Origin of the sequence: Streptomyces sp. L7 (assembly GCF_050990935.1) — a bacterium.
Taxonomy (GTDB): Bacteria; Actinomycetota; Actinomycetes; order Actinomycetales; family Microbacteriaceae; genus Leifsonia.
Window position 1 is genome coordinate 3,878,408 of record NZ_CP194644.1, and the last position, 22,547, is coordinate 3,900,954.

Annotated in this window: 17 protein-coding genes and 2 pseudogenes; 11 read left to right on the top strand and 8 right to left on the bottom strand. The window is 71.8% G+C overall.

The window, feature by feature from the left end; genetic code table 11:
• Nucleotides 1-55: 55 nt before the first annotated feature.
• Genes ACR5MH_RS19650 through ACR5MH_RS19665 form a run of 4 tightly spaced genes read left to right on the top strand, consistent with a single transcriptional unit; the run spans nt 56 to nt 2,483 of the window.
• Complete coding sequence (locus ACR5MH_RS19650) at nt 56-394, top strand: hypothetical protein (RefSeq protein WP_431348724.1); 339 nt, start codon at nt 56-58, stop codon at nt 392-394.
• Nucleotides 395-421: 27 nt separating this feature from the next.
• Nucleotides 422-1,009: a ferric reductase-like transmembrane domain-containing protein gene (locus ACR5MH_RS19655; RefSeq protein ID WP_431348725.1), complete on the top strand. Its 588-nt coding sequence runs from the start codon at nt 422-424 to the stop codon at nt 1,007-1,009.
• Nucleotides 1,006-2,256 carry an NADH-ubiquinone oxidoreductase-F iron-sulfur binding region domain-containing protein gene (locus tag ACR5MH_RS19660; protein ID WP_431348726.1) on the top strand — a complete coding sequence of 417 codons (1,251 nt, stop codon included), beginning with the start codon at nt 1,006-1,008 and terminating at the stop codon, nt 2,254-2,256. The genes ACR5MH_RS19655 and ACR5MH_RS19660 overlap by 4 nt, the downstream gene beginning before the upstream one ends.
• Nucleotides 2,253-2,483 (top strand): ferredoxin, encoded by a 231-nt coding sequence (locus ACR5MH_RS19665; RefSeq protein ID WP_431348727.1) that lies wholly within the window; start codon nt 2,253-2,255, stop codon nt 2,481-2,483. Before ACR5MH_RS19660 ends, ACR5MH_RS19665 begins: the two co-directional genes overlap by 4 nt.
• Nucleotides 2,484-3,414: 931 nt before the next feature.
• Here the strand turns inward: ACR5MH_RS19665 and ACR5MH_RS19670 are convergent.
• From ACR5MH_RS19670 to ACR5MH_RS19685, 4 genes are all read right to left on the bottom strand, one after another.
• Complete coding sequence (locus ACR5MH_RS19670; protein ID WP_431348728.1) at nt 3,415-4,137, bottom strand: cytochrome b N-terminal domain-containing protein; 723 nt, start codon at nt 4,135-4,137, stop codon at nt 3,415-3,417.
• Nucleotides 4,134-4,283, bottom strand: coding sequence for a hypothetical protein (locus ACR5MH_RS19675; RefSeq protein WP_431348729.1), 150 nt, complete (start codon nt 4,281-4,283; stop codon nt 4,134-4,136). The genes ACR5MH_RS19670 and ACR5MH_RS19675 overlap by 4 nt, the downstream gene beginning before the upstream one ends.
• A 90-nt stretch (nt 4,284-4,373) precedes the next feature.
• Nucleotides 4,374-6,038 carry a SulP family inorganic anion transporter gene (locus ACR5MH_RS19680; protein ID WP_431348730.1) on the bottom strand — a complete coding sequence of 555 codons (1,665 nt, stop codon included), beginning with the start codon at nt 6,036-6,038 and terminating at the stop codon, nt 4,374-4,376.
• A 49-nt stretch (nt 6,039-6,087) separates the two neighbouring features.
• On the bottom strand, nt 6,088-6,399 hold the full coding sequence (locus ACR5MH_RS19685) for a DUF5652 family protein (RefSeq protein ID WP_431348731.1): 312 nt from the start codon (nt 6,397-6,399) through the stop codon (nt 6,088-6,090).
• Between the two features lie 112 nt (nt 6,400-6,511).
• Between ACR5MH_RS19685 and ACR5MH_RS19690 the strand changes: the two genes are divergently transcribed.
• Entirely contained in the window at nt 6,512-7,003 is a 492-nt protein-coding gene (locus tag ACR5MH_RS19690) for a pyridoxamine 5'-phosphate oxidase family protein (RefSeq protein WP_431348732.1), read from the top strand.
• A 2-nt stretch (nt 7,004-7,005) separates the two neighbouring features.
• Nucleotides 7,006-7,902: a universal stress protein gene (locus ACR5MH_RS19695; protein WP_431349471.1), complete on the top strand. Its 897-nt coding sequence runs from the start codon at nt 7,006-7,008 to the stop codon at nt 7,900-7,902.
• A 71-nt stretch (nt 7,903-7,973) separates the two neighbouring features.
• On the opposite strand, the gene ACR5MH_RS19700 is transcribed toward ACR5MH_RS19695, so the two are convergent.
• A complete protein-coding gene (locus tag ACR5MH_RS19700) occupies nt 7,974-9,113 on the bottom strand; it encodes a hypothetical protein (protein WP_431348733.1) in 1,140 nt (379 codons plus the stop codon).
• A gap of 108 nt (nt 9,114-9,221) precedes the next feature.
• Nucleotides 9,222-12,350: an HAD-IA family hydrolase gene (locus tag ACR5MH_RS19705; RefSeq protein WP_431348734.1), complete on the bottom strand. Its 3,129-nt coding sequence runs from the start codon at nt 12,348-12,350 to the stop codon at nt 9,222-9,224.
• A 140-nt stretch (nt 12,351-12,490) separates the two neighbouring features.
• Here ACR5MH_RS19705 and ACR5MH_RS19710 point away from each other — a divergent pair.
• Nucleotides 12,491-14,068 (top strand): annotated as a pseudogene (locus ACR5MH_RS19710) (cation-translocating P-type ATPase); the annotation flags it as partial.
• A gap of 217 nt (nt 14,069-14,285) precedes the next feature.
• On the top strand, nt 14,286-15,155 hold the full coding sequence (locus tag ACR5MH_RS19715; protein WP_431348736.1) for an HAD-IC family P-type ATPase: 870 nt from the start codon (nt 14,286-14,288) through the stop codon (nt 15,153-15,155).
• On the opposite strand, the gene ftsH is transcribed toward ACR5MH_RS19715, so the two are convergent.
• A complete protein-coding gene (ftsH, locus tag ACR5MH_RS19720; RefSeq protein ID WP_431348737.1) occupies nt 15,076-17,016 on the bottom strand; it encodes an ATP-dependent zinc metalloprotease FtsH in 1,941 nt (646 codons plus the stop codon). The genes ACR5MH_RS19715 and ftsH overlap by 80 nt on opposite strands.
• 84 nt (nt 17,017-17,100) lie before the next feature.
• Between ftsH and ACR5MH_RS19725 the strand changes: the two genes are divergently transcribed.
• The 3 genes and pseudogenes from ACR5MH_RS19725 (at nt 17,101) to ppsA (ending at nt 20,544) form a co-directional block, all read left to right on the top strand.
• Complete coding sequence (locus tag ACR5MH_RS19725; RefSeq protein WP_431348738.1) at nt 17,101-17,460, top strand: PfkB family carbohydrate kinase; 360 nt, start codon at nt 17,101-17,103, stop codon at nt 17,458-17,460.
• Nucleotides 17,439-18,071 carry a 1-phosphofructokinase family hexose kinase gene (locus ACR5MH_RS19730; RefSeq protein ID WP_431348739.1) on the top strand — a complete coding sequence of 211 codons (633 nt, stop codon included), beginning with the start codon at nt 17,439-17,441 and terminating at the stop codon, nt 18,069-18,071. The genes ACR5MH_RS19725 and ACR5MH_RS19730 overlap by 22 nt, the downstream gene beginning before the upstream one ends.
• 161 nt (nt 18,072-18,232) lie before the next feature.
• Nucleotides 18,233-20,544: pseudogene (gene ppsA, locus ACR5MH_RS19735) on the top strand (phosphoenolpyruvate synthase).
• 14 nt (nt 20,545-20,558) lie between these two features.
• On the opposite strand, the gene ACR5MH_RS19740 reads toward ppsA, so the two are convergent.
• Nucleotides 20,559-22,529 carry an erythromycin esterase family protein gene (locus ACR5MH_RS19740; RefSeq protein WP_433862083.1) on the bottom strand — a complete coding sequence of 657 codons (1,971 nt, stop codon included), beginning with the start codon at nt 22,527-22,529 and terminating at the stop codon, nt 20,559-20,561.
• Nucleotides 22,530-22,547: the final 18 nt, after the last annotated feature.

The following is a 22,547-nucleotide window of genomic DNA, read 5'->3' on the forward strand; positions in this document are numbered from 1 at the left end:
ATCCGTCAAGAATTCGCCGGGATGGTGGAGGTATCACCTAGCGGAGGAGGGACGGATGGCGACCTGGACACGAGGCAAGCGGATCGTCGGTGTGCTGACGACAGTGATCGGCGTCGGCAGCGTGACCGCGGCGGGAGCCGCCGGCGCGGTGCTGTTCGACACGACTCACACCAAGCACGCCGCGGCGGCGCAACCGGTGGGCACTCCGGCGGCCACGCCGTCCGCGACGCCCACGCCGAACGCGACGCCGGCCCCTGCCGCGCCCGCCCCGACTGCGGCTCCCGCTCCCGCCCCGGCCGCACCGGCTCCCGCGCCCGCTGCCCCGGCTCCCGCCCCCGCTCCGGTCCAGCCGAGCCAGGGCGGGTCGTCCAGCAGCACGTCGTCAGGCTCCTGATGCGAAGGCCGACGGAGGGGAGCGACGATGAGTGAGCTGCTGTGGGCCTTCGGCCGCGCGTCCGGCCTCATCGCGCTGCTGCTGTTCACGCTGACGCTGGTGCTCGGCATCGTCACGCGCTCCGGGCGTCCGCTGCCCGGGATGCCGCGGTTCTCGGTGTCGCTGATCCACCGCAACGTGTCGCTGCTCGCGTGCGTCTTCCTCGTGCTCCACGTGGGGACGCTGATGTTCGACTCGTACGCCAAGCTCTCGCTGCTCGACGTCGTCGTGCCGTTCGCGGGGTCGTTCAAGCCGTTCTGGCAGGGCCTGGGAACGGTCGCGTTCGACCTGGTCGTCGCCATCACCATCACCGGCCTGCTGCGGAGGCGGATCGGCCAGCGCGCCTTCCGCTTCGTGCACTGGTTCACCTATGCGATGTGGCCGATCGCCGTCCTGCACGGCATCGGCAACGGGACGAACGGCACCAGCGGCTGGTTCCTGCTGATCACCGCCGGGTGCACCCTCCTCGTCGCCGCGGCCGTGATCTGGCGGTTGTCGGCCCGCTTCGTGGAGCACTCGAACACGCGGCGCCTCGCCGCCGGACTGCCCTACTCAGGGAAGAGGGACGACGCATGACGATGACGATGGAACCGACCACGTCGGGAGGCTCGATGCGCGCCGTGGACGCCGGACGGCTGTTCGCCGCCGGGCACAGAGCGTCGCTCGACGCGCACCTGCGCGCCTACGGCGAGCTGCCCAAGCGGAACCCCGACGCGATGCTCGCCGAGCTGGAAGCCTCCGGGCTGACCGGCCGCGGCGGCGCCGCCTTCCCGGCCTGGCGGAAGCTGTCGGCCGCCCTCGACGCGGGCGGACGGCGCCGCGGCCGTGCCCCGATCCTCATCGCGAACGGCACGGAGGGTGAGCCGCTGTCCTCGAAGGACGCCGTGCTGCTGCGTAATGCGCCCCACCTCGTGATCGACGGCATGATCGCCGCTGCGAAGACGATCGGCGCGCGGAACGTGCTCATCGTGGCCGAGGGCGACGCCCTCCGCGCGGTGGAGCGCGCGATCGCCGAGCGGCAGGACGCGCGCGGGATCGAGGTCGTGGAGGGCGCGGGCGGCTTCGTCTCCGGTGAGGCCGGCGCCCTGGTCAACCTGATCGAGAACGACGACCCCCGCCCGGTCGACCGCACCAAGCGCCTCACGACCTCGGGTCTCCGCGGCCGGCCGACCGTCGTCCAGAATGTGGAGACCCTCGCGCACGTCGCGCTGATCGCCCGCCACGGCGCCCGTTGGTTCCGTTCCGTCGGCGATCCGGTCGACCCCGGCACCCGCCTGGTGACCGTCACCGGCGACGTCCCGAAGCAGGGCGTCTACGAGATCCGCACCGATGCCACCGTGCGCGAGACCCTGGCCGCCCTGCAACTCGACTTCGCGACGGTCTCCGCCGCGTTGATCGGCGGCTACCACGGCGCGTGGGTGCCGGCGCAGGCTTTCGACCTCCCGCTGACCGCCCTCGACCTCGCGCCGTTCGACGCCGCACCGGGCGCCGGGATCATCCACGTGCTGGGCGACGACCGCTGCGCGCTCGACGTGACCGCCGGGATCGTGAAGTACCTGGCCGGCCAGTCGGCCGGGCAGTGCGGCCCCTGCATGTTCGGCCTCCCGACGATGGCCGACCGCTTCGCCGCCGTCGCCTCCGGTCAGGCCGTCGCCGAGAACGCCGCCGACCTCGCCCGGATCACCGGCCTCGTCGTCGGTCGCGGCTCGTGCCACCACCCCGACGGGACGGCGCGGCTCGTGCGCAGCGCGCTCACGGTCTTCGACCATGACGTGCGCTCGCACGCCCACGGCCGCTGTGTGCGGCGGGCAGCCGCTCGATGAGCAGCCACCACGCCCTCCACATCGACTGGACACGGTGCGACGGCCGAGGCCTCTGCACTGAGATCCTCGACCGCGCCCTCACGCGCGACGACTGGGGTTACCCGGTCTCGCTGCGGGGTGAAGAAGGCTCCCGGTCCGACGTGCCGCTGCGCGCCGACGAACTCGACGCGGCGGACGACGCCGTCGCGCTCTGCCCGGTACTGGCGCTGAGGCGGGTCGCTTTGTAGTAGTCCCGCCAGATGACCCGGTGCAGCGGGATCCAGCGCGGGATGGTGCGCAGGCCCGGGATGAACGGCAGCAGGGCGAGCAGGACCGTCAAGACGCCCATGATCAGCACGACGACCAGGTCGGCGTTCGGGAGCGACGCGAACGGCTCCACCTGGTAGAAGAGCGAGAAGAGCCACAGCCACGCCTGCCCCGGCGTGTTGCCGGTCTCGTTCATCATCCCCCACTGGTCCCCGGTGAGGTGCTGGTCCGCCGCGAGGTTCTGGAAGTACTGGCCGTCGCCGAGGAAGAGGATCGCCGGCGTGTGGTTCAGCGGGTAGAAGCCGCTCTGGCTGGCGAGCGCGCCGTCGAGAGCGCCGCTGCGCGCCATCCCGCTGAGCGACGCGATGATCGCAGGCACCGGGCCGTAGTCGCCGGAGGACGGGCTCGGCAGCGTGCTGCCCTTGTCGGCTGCGAGCGCCTTCTCGTACGCGGCCGTCCACTTCGCCTGCTGCGCCGGGGAGGCGTTGGTCCAGCGCGACACCGCAGACGGTACCGACGGCAGCGTTCGCAGCGGCCCGATGACGAAGGCTTTCGCGGTGTCGATCGGGAGGCGCACGCCCGACAGGCTCTGCAGGTCGAGCGGGCCGAGGGTCTGCGTGGCCCCCTGCGTGTCGTTGTAGGGCGGTCCGTACTGCGCAGTGTCGCTGGTGCCGCCGAGCTCGGCCGTCGCGGTCGACGCGAAGTCGACGGGATCGCTCGCCGACCACGAGGCGAAGGTCACGCCCGGCTCGTCCGGCGAGCCGAACACCGCGGCGAGCCCGAGCGTCAGGAGGCCCACCACGACGAAGCCGATGGTGACCTCCTTGAAGAGGTCGTAGTCGCGGACGCGTCCGTGCCACGGCCGGCCGGCGACATCGTCGTGGCGCCGCCAGGTCATGCTGGGTGTGCGCTTCATCGCGGCCCCTCCGATTCGTTGTAGGAGTGGACGACCTGGTCGTCCGTCTCGGTCGCGTCGATCGGCGGAACGACGCCGTGCACGCGCACCAGGAGGACGTGCAGCACGACGATCGCGCCGACGCCGATCGGGAGAAGCACGATGTGCCAGGTGAACATCTGACCGAGGTCGGCGGCGTTGAACCAGGCGCCGATCCCGACGGCGTTGAGGGCGTCCTTGCCCTCGAAGGCGATCCACTGCGAATCGAAGTTGGTCTGCAGCAGGTAGCCGGTGAACGCCGCCGCGATCGACACGGCGAAGGCGATCACGCCCGTGATCCAGGTGAGCACCCGGCCTCCGCGCCACGCGGCCATCCAGTACTTGCCCCACAGGTGCACGACCATGAGCAGGAAGAACAGCTCGACGCTCCACAGGTGGACGCTGTTCGTGAAGTGCCCGAGGCCCGAGGAGTGGTACCAGGCGGGCCCGTTGAGGCTGAGCACGAGGCCGGAGAGGATCACCACCGCGAGGGCGGCAAGCGACGCCATCCCGAACACATAGATCCACGACGAGACATAGCTGGGCTGGTCCTGCGGCAGGAGCTTCTGCGGCGGGAGGCGCTTCAGCAGCCAGCGACGCGCGCGGCCCGTCCAGGTGTAGATCTCCTCGTCCTGGCCGGCGGCCGGCGGTTCGCCTGCCGGCTCGGCGGACTGTCGAGCCGGCCGTTCCTGCGTGCTCATCGCCGGCGCCTCGCCTTCGGGAACGGCAGCAGCAGCGCCAGCGCGAACAGCACGAGCATGACCACGATGACGATGAGGTTGCCGAGTTGGATGGTGAACCCACCCCAGCCGAGATAAATGCCCGGCGCGCTCGCGACGATGTCCACGGTTTCTCCTTCGGTCGGGACCAGCGTGATGCTCGAACGGATCGGCGGGCGGGCCGAAGGTCCCGCCGGTTCGAGGCGGCCCTGCGGCCGTCAGGGCGCGAGCGCGTCGATCGCGGCCTGGTTCGTCCCGTAGAGGGTCCGGTCCTCGAGCAGGCCGAAGTGCTCGAGGCGCAGTTCGAGGTCGGGGCGCACGCGCGAGTAGTGCAACAGCACCCCGTGTTCGCCCAGCCAGCCCTGGACGGCGCGGAATCGTTCGGCGGCGGTGACGTCGATGTCGGTCACCGCCTCGAGGTCGAGCACGATGTGCTCGAGAGGGTCGGGTCCCGCCTCGGTCACCGCCGTCTTCACCGCCTCCTCGAACACCCCGGCGTTGGCGAAGAACAGCGGTGCGGCGAAGCGCAGCACGATCAGGCCGGGAGCGGTCTGGGTCACCTCGCCCTCGACCGGCAGGAGGGAGTGCTCGGGGGAGCCTGTGGTGCTCAGCACGTCGATCGCCGGGTTCGCCGCGCGGCGGGCGAGGTTGACGAGGGCGAGGACCACGGCGATGACGATGCCCGCGACCGGCCCGATCAGCAGCGCGGCGAGGAAGCAGGCGACCGCGATCGCGAACTCGAACCGCGACAGCCGCCAGAGCGAGACGAACTCGCCGACGTCCAGCAGCGGGAGCACGGCGACGGCGACGATGGCGCCGATGGTCGGCGAAGGGATGTGTTCGAGAAGGGCCGTCCCGAAGACGATCAGCAGCAGCGTGCCGGCCGCCGTCACCAGTGCGGGGAGCTGGCTGCGTGAGCCCGCGTGGTCCATCGCCGCGGTGCGGGAGGTCGACGACCCGATCGTGAAGCCGCCGGTCAGGCCGGACGCGATGTTCGCCGCGCCGAACGCCAGCAGGTCCCGGTCCGGATTCACCCGGTAGCCGCGGCGCTCGCCGAAGGCGCGGGAGACCAGCAGCCCTTCGCTCATCGCGACCATCGTCAGCGACAGCGCGGACGGCACGAGTGCGAGCCACTGGGACCATTCGATGACGGGCCAGGCGAACGTCGGTGCACCGCGTTCGACCGGACCCAGGGTGCGGACGCCGAGGCTCTCCATCCCGGCGAACGCCACCACGGAGGTGGAGGCCACGAGCACGATGAGCGCCCAGGGCACGAGCGGGGCGAACCGCCGTCCGAGGAGGAGCACGACCAGCGACCCGGCCGAGATGGCGATCGCCCAGCCGTTGGCCCCGCCCAGCCCGGCGACGAGCTCGGACACTCTGGTGATGAACTCCGCGCTGCTGGTGATCCGCACCCCGAGCATCGTCGCGAGCTGGCTGACGAGGATGTCCAGGGCGAGACCGCTCACGAAGCCGATCAGGATCGGCTTGGAGAGGAAGTCGGCGAGGAAGCCCAGGTTGAAGACCGCGCAGAGCACGAAGACGACGCCGCCGATGATGGCCTGGGCGAAGGCCAGCGCGAGGTAGTCCTTCGAGCCGGCGACCGCCATCCCGCCCAGCGAAGACGCGACCAGCGCCGACGCCGCCGCGTCGGGCGACGCCACGAGCTGGCGCGACGAGACGATGAGGGCGTAGACGACCGCCGGGACGATCAACGCGTACAGCCCCGTGGCCGGCGGCAACCCTGCGATCTGGGCGTAGCCCAGGTTCACCGGGACGGAGATCGCCAGCAGCGTCACCCCGGCCAGCAGCTCGCGCGGGAGCGTGCGGAGCGTCAGTCCGGCGAGGACACGCCCCCGGAGGAGGTGCGAGACCGACAGCATGGGTCAGCCGCCTTCGCCACTGTTCCCGCCGCTCTGTCTGCTGTGCGGTTCACGTCTCCTGCGGGTGGCCCTCCTGCTCGGGCTCGCCGGTGGCCTCCAGGATCGCGAGCTCCTCCAGCTCCTCGAGCTCCTTCCTGCCGAAACGGCGATCCACCCCGAACAGGTAGACGGCGTCGAGGACGCCGAGCGTGTTGGTGAGCAGCAGCGTGACGAACCAGGGCTTGCTGCCGTTCCTGGCTGCACGCCAGAGGGATGCGCCCTTCCAGGCGAGACTCCAGGCGACGACCGCGACGACGAGGACGCGTCCGGCGGTCGGCACGTCGTGCATCCCCATCCGGGACGCTTCGTAGTGGTTTCTCATGGGGCCATTGGACCGCCCGCGCCTCCGGCACGGCAAGGGTCGAAGGTCCTGGCAGAGGGGCACCGACTGCAGGCAGGCTCGACATCGAGCCGATCGACGTGAGGAGTCACCCATGCCCGACCAGATGACGCGCGAGGAGATCGACGACCTGCTGGGCAGCCGCCTGGTCGGCCGCCTCGGGATGATCTCCGAAGGACAGCCGTATGTCGTCCCGATCTCCTACGCCTATCGCGACGGCGCCGTGTACTGCCACAGCGCGCAGGGCAGGAAGGTGGAGGCGCTGCGGACGCAGCCGGAAGTCTGCTTCGAAGTGGACGAGCTGGACCACATCGATCGTTGGCGCAGCGTGATCGGGTGGGGACGGTTCGAGCAGCTCGTCGGCGCGGAGGCCAAGACGGCCGTGCAGCTCCTGGTCGATCGCTTCCGACCGCTGGTGTCCGCCGCGACCGACGGTCACCAAGGGGCCGAGCTGGGAATGATGCGCACGCTCGACATCCCGCGGCTCCCCGAGGCGCAGGCCCAGGTCGGCCGGCCGTCCGCAGCCGCGGTGGTGTTCCGGGTGAACCTGCACACTCTGACCGGTCGGATGGAGGGGGACTGGTGACGATGGCGACCGACGGGCGCACGGTGGTCGGATTCGACGGCTCGCCGTCGGCGTGGCGGGCCCTCGACTGGGCAGTCGACCGGGTCGTCGAGCGCGGAGGCGCGCTGGAGGTGGTGCACGCGATCGACACGCGCCTCGGTGGGGCCGTCTTCGGCCCGCGGTTCGACCTGGAGACCACGGTCGAGACCGGGCTGAAGCAGGCGAGGAACCATGTCCACGCGCTCGCGCCGGACGTGACGGTGCAGGTCCGCTGGGCCGAAGGCCCACCGGCGAGCGCGCTTCTCGGTGCGGCGGCGGGCGCCGCTCTGCTGGTGGTGGGGACCGACAAGGGGCCGCTGCTGAGTGGAGCGCGGATCGGCACCCTCCCCTTGAAGCTCGCGGCGAAGGCCGATTGCGTCGTCGCTGTGATTCCGGCGTCGCCGCGCCCGGAGCGGAACGTGGTGGTCGTCGGCGTCGACCGTTCCGCGTTCGCACGCTCCGCTCTGGCGCTCGCGGTGACCGAGGCGAGCTGGTCGGGCGCGCAGGTCGAGGCGGTGCACGCCTGGGACGTGCCGGAGGCCCTCCACTCGGCCATCGAGTCCGGCGAGCACGCCGACCCGGCCTTCCTGAAGCGCGAGCAGGCGGTGATCCCGGAGGCCGTCGCGGACGTCCCGATCGCCCGGGCGGCGCCGATCACCCCGATCCTGGTGCGGAAGAACCCGGCGCAGGCGCTCATCGAGCAGGGCACGGGAGCCGTCGCCATCGTCGTGGGGACGCGCGGGCGTGGCCGCTTCGCCTCCTCACTGCTCGGCTCGGTCAGCCACGATGTGCTGCTGAATCTCCCGTGCCCGGTGCTGGTCACGCCGAAGGAGTACTCGTTCGTCGTGCCGAGCGGGTCGGACGGACGCGACGACTGGTGAGGGACCCGGGAGGCCGCGGACTTCGACGGCCGCGTCGGCGATCGACACACCGGGCTCCTCTCTCCATTCCGCTACTGCCGAGGCGGCTCGCTCGTGAGGATCGGTTGCGCTTCCGGCGGCGCCGTCGCGGGTGACGCCGGAGGGGTCGTGGTCCCCACGCTCCAGGGCCGCTGCCGGTACAGCTCCAGCAGTTCGGCGCCGAGTCCGAAGAACACCATCGCCAGCCAGACCAGGATGTTGAGCAGCGGGATCTGCAGCCCCACGAGCAGGATCAGCCCGCCGACGAACGACTGGAGCACCGGGTGGGAGCGGCGCAGCACCAGGCGCCCGAGGTAGTGGGCGCCGACCAGGAACGTCGCGAGCGTCAGCACGACCCAGATCAGCAGGGCGGCGAGCGCGAGAGGGGCGCCGACGATCGTCACGAGCAGGAACAGGAGCCCGATCGGGACGACGACCGCGGCGACGAAGCCCACCAGGAGCGCCCGCCACGGCGACGGCAGGAGCCGGTCGGTGACGCGCTGAAGCATGCGGGGGACGAGCAGACCGGCGGCGAGGGTGAGCAGGCTGAACGCGACGAGGGCGTACAGGAAGCCCAGGAACCAGCCCAGTACTGCGGCCCACGGGGAGATCTGGACGGTCGACGTCTGCTGGGTCTGGACATGCTTCACGGTGCCGGCGACCGCTCCGTCGGCGATGTGCGCCGTTGTCGAACTGGCGTAGGTCACATCGCCGCCGACCGTCCCATCGATCCGGAGGTCGCTGACGCTGACCAGGAGGTCCCTGCCCACGGTGCCTGCGATGCGGGCGGAACCGGCCGTCGCGACGAGGTCGTTCCCGACGGACCCGTTGCCGTCGACGAGGAGATCGGAGGCGAAGATCGTGCCGCTGCGGGCGACATCGCCGGTGATCGTGACGGCCTGCCCGGCAAGCCGTACGTTCCCGTCGACGTGGCCGCTGATGGTGATCGTCTGGGCCGCCGCGATGACGTCGCCGGTGACGTCGCCGCTGACGGTGACGTTCTGCCCGGCGGCGTAGACGTCGCCGTCGACGGTGCCAGAGACGTCGACCGTGACGCCGCTGTAGAAGTGCGGTCCCATTCCGTCGGCCGTCTGCAGCGGCGGCGATGCGGCCGACGCGCCGAGGGTCAGGATGACGGCGCCTGCCAGCACTGCCGCGCGGGTGAGCCGCAGAGCGCGTGAATGAATGTCCATTTCGGAGTTCCCCTTCGCAACCGGCGCGCCGTGCGCCCCAGGTTCAGGATCGACCGCGCCGACCGCGGGTCATAGGGCCGTAGGTCCCTGGTCCGCTTCCCGGCCGGATCACAATTCGAAGTCGCGCGTCTCCCCGGTGTGCAGCAGCACGGCCCGTCCCTCGACGCTCACGCGGACGGGCTCGGCGTCGCCGGCGGAGGACTCGAGACGGATCGAGCTGTGGGCGATGGACACGGCGATCCGCTGCGAGCGGTAGACGATCGTGAAATGCAACGACTCGAGCTCCGCCGGGAGCAGCGGATGGAACCACAACGTGTCCGCGCGTGTCTCGAGGCCGGCGTAGCAGCGCACGAGCAGGTCGACCGACCCCGCCATGGCCGCCAGGTGGATGCCGTTCCGGGTGGTGCCTCCCTGGATGTCGGCCAGGTCGCTCTGGACGGTGCGTTCCAGGAACTGCCAGGAGCGGGTGCGGTCGCGCCGTGCCTCCAACCAGGAGTGGACGACGTTGGAGAGGGTGGACCCGTACGTCGAGGACCGGGAGTAGCGCTCGACGGTGCGGACGATGGCGTCCGCGTCGAGCGGGTAGCCCATGTTCTCGAGGAGTTCGCGCAGCTCCTCGGCGGAGAGCAGGTAGAGCAGCATGAGCGAGTCCGGCTGCTTGGACACCTGGTACCGGTTCGTCGTGTCCCCTTCCGCGTTCAGGACCAGGTCGAGCCGCCCGGAGGTCGGATAGCGCTGGCGATAGCGGTCGAGGTCGATCGGCGCGAGGTCGTCGTAGCCGTCGAACTGCGACAGCGTCCCGTCGGCGTTGAAGACGATGCGCAAGTGCTGCGCCACGTGCGCCCAGTGGGCGAGCTCGTCGTCCGACACCGAGAGGGCGTCCGCGGCGTCCGAGTCGGGCCGACTCGCGATCAGCCGGACCGTGTCGGCCGCGCGCAGCAGCACCCAGGCGGTCATGACGTTGGTGTAGACGTTGTCCGTGAGTCCTGCGCCGGGCCGGTCGGGGGGACCGTCGTGGAACTCGTCCGGGCCCATCACGCCCCGGATCGAGTACCGGCCGCAGGCCTCGTCCCAGTGGGCGAGCGACGCGAAGAAGCGGGCGATGCCGACGATGAGGTCCGCGCCCTCCTCTGCGAGGTATTCGGCGTCGCCGGTCGTCTGGTAGAACTGCCACGCGCTGTACGCGATCGCCAGCCCGACGTGCCGCTGCAGGCGCGAATGGTCGGGGATCCAGCGTCCGGTGAGCGGGTTCAGCAGACGATCGGGAGTGACGTCCTCTCCGGTCGTCGCGCTCTGCCACGGGAACATCGCTCCGGCCAGGCCCGCCTCCGCGGCCGCGCGCAGCGCCTGCGGCAGACGCCGGTGGCGGTAGGCGAGCAGCGCGCGGCTCAACGCCGGGCGGCGAAGGGTGAGCAGGGGATACACGAAGAGCTCGTCCCAGAACACATGGCCGCCGTACGCTTCGCCGTGGAGCCCGCGCGCCGGCACCCCCGCGTCGAGGTCGGCGTCCGCCCGCGCCAGGGTCTGCAGGACGTGGAAGATGTTGACGTTGACGGCGAGACTGTGGTCGCCCGGCGGCTGGACGTCGACGGCGAACGCGGACCAGAGCCCTTCCCAGCGCCGGGCATGGTCGACGAGCAGCTCGGAGAACCGCGGTGCGCGCGCGACCCTGTCCGCGGCGGCCGCCTCGGGCCGGCCGGTCGCGCGGTCGCGCGAGGTGCTGACGCCGACGACCTTCTCGACCACCACGGGCTCGCCCTCGTCCAGGTCGACCGTGAACTCGTGGAAGGCGAGACCGCGCTGCTCGGCGTAGGTCGGCGCCGTCGGCAGCAGCACGCCGCCGCGATAGGTCCGGGTGCGTTGCGCCAGTGCGATCCGGACGCCTGAGGTGCGCGTCTCGGTGTCGACCAGGAGCGTGTCCTCTGACAGCTCGCGGTGCGATCGGAGCGCCAGATGCCGCCGGCTCCGCGCGGTGCCCACGGTGGCAGTGTCGGTGGTGGTGTTGCGCACCGCTGCGTCGATCCCGCTCCGGACGGTGACGGGCCCCGACCAGTTGCGGGCCACGATCGTCGCCTGCAGGACGGCGAGCCGGGGGTCCGCCTGCGAGAGGAACCGGCGGAAACGCAAGGTGGTCTCCCGTCCCGCGTCGTCCCGGACGGTGAGCACACGGCGGAGGACGCCCTGACGGAGGTCGAGCTCCTGCCGGTACTCGAGCAGCTCGTCGCGATCGGCGCCCAGCGGCTCTGCGCCTGGCGGCCGGAACGTCAACCGCAGCCAATCGGGCGCGTTGACGATCTCCTCGGCCGGAACACCGCCGTCGTCCACCGTGTCGTAGACGCCGGCGAGATAGGTCCCGGGGGAGTGGTGGCCGCCCAGCACCGCTTCTTCGGCGGCGCCCCGCGTTCCCCAGTACCCGTTCGCCACCGTGCACAGGCTCTCGCGGGTTCTCTCCGCCGCCGGATCGTAGCCGTCGAAGCGGAGCACCCAGTGCTCCGCGTCGTCGGTGGGCTCGATCAGCCCGGCTCCCCGCACGCCGAGGGCGTCGAGGCCCGGCACGACGATGTCGGCATCCGCGCGGCGCAGCGCGGCCGCACGGCGGGGTCCCTCGGCGATCCCGACGACGAGGCCGAAGCCGCCCGCAGCCGCAGCCGCGACACCCGACTCGGAGTCCTCCACCAGCAGGGCGTCCGCGGGCCGGGCCCCGAGCCGCCGGCAGGCTTCGCGGAAGAGCGCGGGATCGGGTTTGGAGGGCAGCCCGAGCGCCGCGGCGTCGGTCCCGTCGACGACCGCGTCGAACAGGGAGAGCGCCCCGGTCCCGCTGAGCACGAGCCGGGCGTTCCTGCTGGCCGTGGCCAGCGCCACGCGGACGCCGGCGAGGCGGAGCGCCCGAAGGAACGGCAGCGCGCCGGGCAGCACCGCAGCGCCGTGCACGCGGAGCTGCTCTTCGAACAGCTGCTGCTTGCGCTGCGCGAGCCGCTCCACGAGCGCGGCCGTCAGGCGCTCGGGCCCGACGCCGCGAGAGGCGAGCAGGGTCCGGATGCCGTCCTCCCTGCTCCTCCCGTCGACGTAGAGTTCGTAGTCGATCGGGGTGAACGGTCCGCCGCCCGGTGCGATCCCGTCGAGTTCGGCGCCGAACAACAGCGTCCAGGCCGTCAGATGGAGCTCCCTGGTGTCGGTGACGACCCCGTCCATGTCGAGGACCGCCGAGGTCACCGGGTGCTGGAGCAGCGGTCCCATTCCGGTGTCCTCCGATCCGTCGCCGTCGTCGGCTCCTGCACGATAGCGCTCGCCTCGCCCGTCGGGTGGGCCTTAAGCCCCTGTGGGCGCGGGCGCTGTCCTGGCTCGATGGGTCTCGGCTGACGGCGAAGGGGTGTTCTGTGCAGGAGGAGCGACCGACGCAGGAGGAACGGCCGACGCGCGAGCCGGTCGGACTCCTCTTGAGGGACCTCCGGTCGAGCACGGAGGGCCTCGGCAGCCGGGAGGCGGCGAGACGCCTGGCGGTCCAGGGACCCAATGCGCTGCCTGTCGCGCGACGTGCGGGCTGGCCGCGTCAGATCCTGCGCCAGTTCTCGCACCCGCTCGCCCTGCTGCTCTGGATGGCCGCGGTGCTGGCCTACGTCTCCGGCACGGCGGTGCTGAGCTGGGCGATCGTCGTGGTGATCGTGATCAACGCTGCGGTGGCGTTCCTTCAGGAGCGTCAGGCGGAGAGAGCGGTGGAGGCCCTGGCGCGCTACCTGCCGTTGCAGGCGCGCGTCCTGCGCGACGGCGCCCCCACCACAGTCCCGGCGGTCGACCTGGTCACCGGCGACGTGCTCGTGGTGTCGGAGGGCGACCGGGTCTCGGCGGACGCGCGGCTGATCGACGGCAGTGTCGAGGTGGATCTCTCGGCGCTGACCGGCGAGTCGGTGCCGGTGGTCAGATCGGCCGGCGGCGTCGACACCGCGGACCGGCTGGTCGATGCGCCCGACGCGGTGTTCTCCGGGGCCGAATGCACGTCGGGCGATGCGACGGCCGTCGTCTTCGCGACGGGCGCGGCGACCGAGCTGGGCCGCATCGCCGTGCTGTCCCGGCGCGGCTCGCCCGCCGCCAGCCCGCTGGAGCGTCAGGTCCGGCGCTCGACCTGGCTCATCGCGGGCGTCGCGGTCGGCGTCGGGGCGCTGTTCCTCCCGCTCGGGCTGTTCGCCGGGCTCACCGTCCCCGACGCGGCGGTCTTCGCGATCGGGCTGCTGGTCGCGAACGTCCCGGAGGGGCTGCTCCCCACGATCACGCTCGCGCTCGCCGTCGGGGTGCGTGTCCTCGCCCGGAGAGGGGCGCTGGTGAAGCAGCTGTCCGCCGTCGAGACGCTCGGGTCGACGACCGTGATCTGCACCGACAAGACCGGGACGCTCACCCGCAACGCGATGACGGTCTACCGGCTGTGGACCGTCGACGGCGTCCACGATCCGGTGGAGGGCGGCGGCGACCTCACGCGTCTGCTCCAGGTGATGGCCGACTGCAACCAGTTGGAGCGGACCACCGACCCGATGGAGGAGGCGCTGCGCGCGGCCGCCTCGGAGGCGGGGGTCGAGACGGCTTCGCGGGTCGCCACGTACCCGTTCGATCCGGAACGCAAGCGGATGAGCGTGGTGAGCCGCCGCGACGGCGCTCTGATGGTCTCCGTCAAGGGGGCGCCGGAAGGGCTGCTTCCGCTCTGCGCGACGATCAACCGCCCCGGCGGCGACGAGCCGATGTCGACGGAGCTGCGTTCGACGGCGTCGGCGGCGGTCGAGGAGTTCGCGCGACGCGGTCTGCGCGTTCTCGCGCTCGCCGCCCGTGACACGGCGGACGTGCCGTCCGATGCCGACTCCGCGGAGTCGGAGCTGTGCCTGCTCGGGCTGGTCGCCCTCCTCGATCCTCCGCGCCCGGAGGTCGCGGCGTCGGTCGAGGCCTGTCACAGCGCGGGGATCACCATCCACGTGGTGACGGGCGACAACGGGAGGACGGCGGCCGAGATCGCGAGACAGGTCGGCATCGGCGCCGACCGGGTGATCGGCGGCGCCGAGGCCGACGCGCTGTCCGAGCCCGAGCTGGACCGCTTCCTCGCCCAGCCGGGGAGATCGTCTTCTCCCGCAGCACTCCGGAGGGAAGCTGCGCATCGCCGAGGCGCTCCAGCACGGGGGCCAGGTCGTGGCGATGACCGGAGACGGGGTCAACGACGCGCCCGCTCTGCACCGTGCGGACATCGGGGTCGCGATGGGTCGGTCGGGCACCGACGTGGCGAGGGAGGCCGCCACGATGATCCTCACCGACGACAACTTCGCGACCATCGTCACCGCCGTGCGCGAAGGCCGGCGCGCGTACGACAACCTGCGCAAGTTCGTGCTCTACATCTTCGTCCACGCCGTGCCGGAGGTCGTCCCGTTCGCGGTATTCGCGCTGTCCGGCGGCCTCATCCCGCTGCCCCTCACCGTCCTGCAGATCCTCGCGATCGACCTCGGGACGGAGATCCTCCCCGCCCTCGCGCTGGGCAGGGAGCGCGGCGAGCCCGATCTGATGTCGCGGCGCCCGCGCCCGCGCTCGGAGCCGCTCATCACGCGTCGACTCCTGTTCCGGGCCTGGGCGCTCATGGGGAGCATCTCGGCCGCGCTCGCGATGGCGATCTTCTTCGCGGTGCTGGCGGCCGGCGGCTGGTATCCAGGGGCGCCCGTCGGCCAGGGGGACCCGCTGCACACGGTCTATCTGCAGGCGACCACCGCGACGTTCGCGACCATCGTCGCGTGCCAGGTGGGGACCGCGTTCGCGGCCCGCACCGAGCGTGCGTCGCTCCTGGCTCTCGGCGTCTTCAGCAATCGTCCGCTGCTGGCGGCGATCGGCGCGGAGCTGCTCTTCGTCGTGGCGCTGTGCCTGCTGCCGCCGTTGCAGCGCGTCTTCGGGACCGCACCGCTTCCCGGCTGGGTGATCGCCCTGCTGATCCCCTGTCCCGTCATCGTGTGGGCCGCGGACGAACTGATGCGGTGGAGGGCACGGCGCCGGGCAGCGCGCGCCGGTCGCCGGCGGGGCTGAGCTGCACGCCCAGCTCGGGGACGCCTTCCGGCGCCGGTCGGCCGAGCAGCTCGTAGACCACGGCGCCGTCGAGCGTCTCGGCCTCGAACAGGCGATCCACCAGCTCGTCGAGAGCGCCGCGGTTGCGCGAGAGGAGGTCGACGGCCCTGGCCTCCGCCTCCCGGACGAGACGTGCGACCTCCGTGTCGACCGCGCGCTGCGTCTCCTCCGAGTACGGGCGGTTGAGCGTGGCGCCGCTCTCGGCGGCGTCCTCCCCGGTCGGATAGCCGACCGGGCCGAGCGCCGGCGAAAGCCCGAAGTCCCGGACCATGCGGGTGGCGAGCGCCGTGGCGGCGGCGAGGTCGGAGGCCGCGCCCGTCGAGGCCTCGTCGAAGACGACCAGCTCGGCGGCCCGGCCGCCGAGGGCCACCGCGAGGCGGTCGAGGAGGGCCCGCTCGCCCTGGAGGTGGTGCTCGGCGAGCGGGAGCTGCTCCGTGGCGCCCAACGTGTCGCCGGCGGGCAGGATGGTGATCTTGTCGACGGGGTCCGCGCGCTCGCTCAGCGCGGCGACGACGGCGTGGCCGCTCTCGTGCACGGCGACCTGCCGCTTCTCCTCCACCAGCAGCACGCTGGAGCTCTCCCGGCGTCCCAGGATGAGCCGATCGCGCGCGGCCCGGAAGTCCTGGCCGCCGATGGACTCGCGCCCGGCGCGGACGGCTTCGATCGCCGCCTCGTTGGCCAGGTTCGCGAGGTCGGCGCCGGAGAACCCCGGCGTGCCGCGCGCGACCGACTCCAGGTCGAGCGCGGGGTCCAGGGGCTTGTCCCGGCAGTGCACCTCCAGGATCGCCGTCCGCTCGACGACGTTCGGGAGCGGGACGGTGATGTGCCGATCGAACCGCCCGGGGCGCAGCAGCGCGGCGTCGAGGACGTCCGGCCGGTTGGTGGCCGCGAGCACGACGACGCCCGACGAGGTCTCGAAGCCGTCCATCTCCGCGAGCAGCTGGTTGAGCGTCTGCTCGCGCTCGTCGTTGGACGCGTATGAGTTCGCGCCAGAACGTCGCTGCCCGATCGCGTCGATCTCGTCGATGAAGAGGATGGCCGGCGCACTCGAGCGCACCGTCTGGAAGAGGTCCCGCACGCGGGAGGCGCCGACGCCGACGAACATCTCGACGAAGCTCGAGCCGTCGACCGAGAAGAAGCTGACCTGTGCTTCCCCGGCGACGGCGCGAGCGAGCAGCGTCTTGCCGGTGCCGGGAGGTCCCACGAGCAGCACGCCGCGCGGAGCGGCCGCGCCCAGCCGGCGATAGCGCTCGGGGTGACGCAGAAAGTCCACGATCTCCGAGACCTCCGCCTTGACACCCTCGTAGCCCGCGACATCCGCGAACGTCGTCGTCCGCGCCGACGGCTCGAACAGCTTCGCCGAGGACCTGGTCACACCGAAGATCCCGCCGGAGGCGCCGGCGCGTCTCGCCATCCGCGCCATGAACCACCACACCAGCACGATCGGACCCAGGATGAGCAGCCACGTCCCCAGCGTCGACCAGATCGAGCCCTGGCTCGCGGGCGCGAAGGTCACGGCGACGTCGGCCGAACGCAGGGAGGCGAGGACCGGCTGGCCGGCGACCGGGAGCGGGATCACGCTCGTGTACTGTGCGCCGGACGTCAGCGTGCCGTCGACCGTCCCGTCGGCGTCGATCGTCGCGGTGGCGACTTTGTGCGCCTGCACGTCGGTCACGAACGCCGTGTAGGTCAGCGTCGCGGTCTGCCGGCCCAGGGCGCCCGGGAGGAAGACCGTCACCCCGATCCCGATCAACGCGAAGGCGAACAGGAGCCAGAGGATCCACGAGCGTCGCCGGCGGGGCTCGGAAACGGGCATCGTCATGTGCGCAGTCAAGCCTCGACGACGCTGCACGGGCAGGGTCGAAGGACCCGTGGACAGTCGGCCGTCGCGTCCTATCCTGCTCTCGTGAGCAACGCACCCGAGCGGCCGGCGCCCGTCCTGACTCTGACGGTGAACCCGGCCCTGGACATCAGCACGTCGACCCCTCAGGTCGTCGCGGAGCACAAACTCCGCTGCAGCACGAGCCGGCTGGCTCCCGGCGGAGGAGGGGTGAACGTGTCGCGGGTGGTGCACCGTCTCGGCGGGCGCACGCTGGCCGTGTTCACCGCGGGCGGCCCGATCGGCGAGGCCTACCGGCGCCTCGTCGAAGCGGAGCGGTTGCCCAGCATGGTCGTTCCGATCCGGGGAGCACCCGGGAGAGCTTCACGGTCGACGACATCGCGGACGGCAAGCAGTACCGCTTCGTGCTCGACGGCCCGGAGCTGAGCGAGGACGAATGGCGCCAGTGCCTCGACTACGTCTCGGACGCCGTTTCGCCGGGAGGCTATGTCGTCGCCAGCGGCAGTCTCCCGCCGGGGGTCCCTGACGACTTCTACGCCCGGGTCGTCGTGCTGGCGAGGGAGGGCGGCGCGCGGTGCGTCGTCGACTCGACGGGACCCGGGCTGGCCGCCGCGCTCGCCGAGGGGACGTTCCTGGTCGCTCCGAGCCTCCGAGAGCTCCAAGCCCACGTCGGTGCGGAGCTCGACGACGAGGAGAGCCGGTTCGCGGCCGCCGCCGAGCTCGTCGCGGCAGGCGCCGCGGAGTATGTGGCGCTCACCCTCGGCGCCGACGGCGCGCTGCTCGCCTCACGCGAGGGCGGATACCGGCTTCCGGCCCCGGCTGTCGAGGCGGTCAGCAGCGTCGGCGCCGGCGACAGCTTCCTCGCAGGCTTCGTGCTCCGGATGGCCCAGGGGCGATCCGTCGAGGATGCCTTCCGCACGGCCGTCGCGGCCGGAAGCGCGGCGGTGACGACGCCGGCGTCGGAGCTCTGCGGCCGGGCCGATGTCGAACGGCTGGAGGCCGAGCTGCCGACGCGAGCGGGCCGAAAGTCCCTGTAGCCGGCCCGGGCGCCGCCGTAGCGTGAGCCCGACCGGTTCGTCCTGGGAGGGCGCCGGCGACATCGAGAGGGCGGGCTCATGGACGACGACGTCGTTTGGTTCGAGGATGTCGGGATGCGCGACGTGCCGCGGGTCGGGGGAAGAACGCGTCGCTCGGCGAGATGATCCGTGGGCTCAGGGACGAGGGGATCCGCGTCCCCGACGGGTTCGCGACGACCGCCTCCGCGTACCGTGCCTTCGTCGCGGCGAACGGCATCGAGGAGGCGATGAGGGAGCGGCTGGAAGCGTACCGGTCCAGGACCGCGACGCTGCGCGAGACCGGCGAAGCGCTCCGCGAGCTGTTCCTGGCGGGGGAGTTCCCGAGCGGGATCGCCGACGCGATCGTCGCGAGCTATCGCCGGCTCGCCGAGCGGGCCGGATCGCGCGCGCCGGCGGTGGCCGTGCGCAGCAGCGCCACCGCGGAGGACCTGCCAGAGGCCAGCTTCGCGGGCGCCCAGGAGACCTTCCTCAACGTGGTCGGGGAGCGCGAGCTGCTGGCCGCCTGCCGGCGCTGCTATGCCTCCCTCTTCACCGATCGCGCGATCAGCTACCGGGAGATCAAGGGCTTCGACCATCTCGACATCGCCCTCTCGATCGGCGTGCAGCGGATGGTGCGCTCCGATCTCGGCGGCTCGGGCGTCATGTTCTCGATCGACACCGACACCGGCTTCCCCGGGTCGTCGTCGTCAGCGCGGCCTGGGGGCTCGGCGAGATGGTGGTGCAAGGCGAGGTCGACCCCGACCGCTACCTGGTCTTCAAGCCGCTGCTGGACGTTCCCGACGTCGAGCCGATCATCGAGCGGAGCCTCGGCGCGAAAGCGCGCAAGATGGTCTACCAGCAGGGCGGGACCGCGCGCACCCGGATCGTCGACACGCCCGCCAGGCAGCGGCGCGCATTCGTGCTGAGCGACCGCGAGATCCTGGAGCTCGCCCGCTGGGCCGTACTGGTGGAGAAGCACTACGGGCGCCCGATGGACATGGAGTGGGCCCGTGACGGCGCCTCCGGCGACTTGTACCTGGTCCAGGCGCGGCCCGAGACGGTGCAGGCGGTCAAGAGTGCGGCGCGTTTCACCGAGCATCACCTGACCGAGTCGGGCGAGCTGCTGCTGTCGGGCGCCGCCATCGGCGACTCGATCGCCACGGGCCGGGTCTGCGTCGTCCGCGACACGGCGCAGATGGCCGATTTCCCGGACGGCGCGATCCTGGTGGCCGAGATGACCGACCCCGACTGGGTGTCGATCATGGCCCGCGCCTCCGGCATCATCACGGACCACGGCGGCTCCACGAGCCATGCCGCGATCGTCAGCAGGGAGCTGGGCATCCCCGCGGTCGTGGGCACCGGGTCGGCGACGGAGACGCTCGTCGACGGCCAGGCGGTCACCCTCTCCTGCGCGGAGGGGGACATCGGCCACGTCTACGACGGCGTGCTGGGGTTCGAGAGCACCGAGATCGACCTGCGCCAGGTCGCCGCGACGCGTACCAGGGTCATGGTCAACGTCGCGAGTCCCGAGGCGGCCTTCCGCTGGTGGCGCCTGCCCGCCGCCGGTGTGGGGCTGGCCCGCATGGAGTTCATCGTCAACAACCTGATCACCGTCCATCCGATGGCGCTCGTGCATCCCGAGCGGGTCGCCGACGAGCACGATCGCCGGCGCATCCGTGCGCTGACGTCGGGGTTCGACGATCCGCAGGAGTTCTTCGTCGAGACGCTCGCGCGCGGGCTCGCCAAGCTCGCGGCGCCGTACCACCCGCACGACGTGATCGTGCGGCTGAGCGACTTCAAGGCGAACGAGTACGCCCACCTCGTCGGTGGCGCCGCGTTCGAGAGCCCGGAGGAGAACCCGATGCTGGGGTTCCGCGGCGCGTCCCGCTACTACGATCCGAAGTACCGGGAGGCATTCGCGTTGGAGTGCCGGGCGCTCAAGCGCGCGCGGGAGCGGATCGGGTTCGCGAACATCATCGTGATGGTCCCGTTCTGCCGCACTCCGGGAGAGGCCGACCTGGTCCTGAAGGAGATGGCCGCGAACGGCCTGGTCCGCGGCGAGAACGGCCTGAAGGTCTACATGATGTGCGAGATCCCGTCGAACGTGATCCGGGCGGGGGAGTTCGCCACCCGTTTCGACGGCTTCTCGATCGGCTCCAACGACCTCACGCAGCTCACCCTCGGCGTGGACCGGGACTCCGCGCAGCTCGCCGCCCTCTTCGACGAGCGCGACCCCGCGGTGGAGTGGATGATCGCCGAGGCCATCGCCCGCGCGCACCAGGCCGGAATCCACGTCGGCCTCTGCGGGCAGGGCCCGAGCGACCACCCCGAGTTCGCCGAGTTCCTCGTCGCGAGCGGCATCGACTCGATCTCGCTCAACCCGGACAGCTTCCTCCGGACCATCGGGCGCGTCGCCGAGGCGGAGGCCCGGGTGCTGGACCGGCGGAATGCCTGACATCCGACGTCGGGTCAGAACCCCGTCGGCTCCGTCTCCAGTTCGGGCGACTCCGGCCGCGGCTCGTGGGTCAGCGGCGTCAGCGCCGTCGTCTGCGGGATCCAGAGGAGCGCGTCGTAGCGGCGGCCCATGACGGTCGGCACATAGTTGCCCGTCTCCCGCCGGGGGTCGTACACGACACCGACGGCGCGGTGGCCGCGTTCGCGGCTCAGCCACTCGGTCCCAGCGGCTCCGGCGAAGATCAGGACCGCCGCACCGGGGAGCGCTCGGGCGAGCAGATCCTCGTGGCTGCCGGCCTTGGCCGCGGGCAGCCGGAACGCGGTCTCCGTCGAGCCCCAGGAGCGGGCGGCGAGCACAGTGCCCTCGCGTGACGCGAAGCCGATCAGGCAGACGTCGTCGAGGCCGTGGCGCTCGCGCAGGAGCTCGCCGATGTTGACCATCCCCTCGTTGCCCATGGTGGTTCCGCGGGCGTCTCCGACGTGGGTGTTGTGGGCCCAGACGACACCCCGGCCGTCGGGTCCCGCACGCTCCGCGAGCCGGTCGGCGGTGTCGGCCATGTGGATGTCGCGGACGTTCCACGACTCGCGGTCGCCCTGCAGCATGATCCGGTAGTAGTGCTCGGCGTCCGCCGCGGTCAGGGCGTTCTGCAGCACATCGAGGCGCGACTCGTCGTCGTCGAAGCCGGCGCCGAGTCGGCCGGCGTGCTCGCGCACGCTGGTGAGCAGTGCGATCACGTCCGGCTCGCACGACATCGGGACGAGCCGCGTCGCCCACGCGTAGCCTTGCGGGTCCTCCCCGTACGGCTCAAAGCAGCGCCAGGCGCGCAGAGCGGTCGGAACGTCGTCGGGCGAGTTGGCGGCGAGCCAGTCGATCACGGCCTCCAGCGACTCCCACAGCGAGTACACGTCCAGTCCGTAGAACCCGACCCGGCGGCTGCGCTCCTGCGTCAGATTCCAGCGGTGCAGCCAGTCCAGGAACTCGGCGACATCGGTGTTCGCCCACATCCAGCGCGGCCAGCGTTCGAAGGACGACAGCAGCTGCCGTGCGTCCTCCCATTGCTCGCTGCGCCCGCGCACCCACGTGTCGATGCGGAAGCAGTCGGGCCAGTCGCCCTCGACCCCGATCCAGCGGATGTCGCCGCGCTCGATCAGGCGCTTGGTGAGGGCGGCGCGCCAGGCGTAGAACTCGTGTGTCCCGTGCGACGCCTCTCCGATGCAGATCAACCGCGCCCGCGCCGCCCGCTCGGCCAGCGTGTCGAGGTCGGCGTCGGAGAGCAGCGGCGTCGCCATCGCGCGGACATCCGCGATCGCCTCCTCGTCCGAGGTGTCCGGCAGCCGGGGGCGCGAGCGACGCGGGCGAAGCGAGGCTTCGTGCAGCAGGCGCACGACCTCGGCGTCCTCCGTCTGCCCGAAGTCGCGATAATACTGCCCGACCGCTTGGAAACGGGCGGGCAGGAGCACGCACGTGACCCGGTCCGCGTCCTCGATCTCGTCCAGCGCGCGGGGCGAGATGACCGGCGCGGCGATGACGACCTCGCTCGCCCCGAGCTGCCGCGCGACGAGCAACGCGACCTTGGTCGTCGCGCCCGTCGCGATCCCGTCGTCGACGATGATCGCGGTCCGTCCGCGCAGGTCGATCCGCTCACGGCCTTCGCGCAGCAGCGCCAGCCGCTGGTCGAGCGTGCGCCGCTCGGCCTGCTCGACGGCTTCGACCTCCTCCTCGCTGAGCCAGCCGCGGGCGACCATCGTCGGGTCGAGCACTTCCGCGCCGCCCTCGCCGATGGCCCCCATCGCGACTTCGGGCTGGTCGGGGATGCCGAGCTTGCGCACCACGATCACATCGAGCGGCAGTTCGAGTTCCTCAGCCACGACGGCGGCGACGGGGACGCCGCCGCGGGGGAGCCCGAGGACGACGGCGTCGGAGTGGCGCAGATCGCGCAGGCGCTCCGCGAGGGTCTGCCCGGCTTGGCGGCGATCGGTGAACATGGCTCCTCCGCCTTCCAG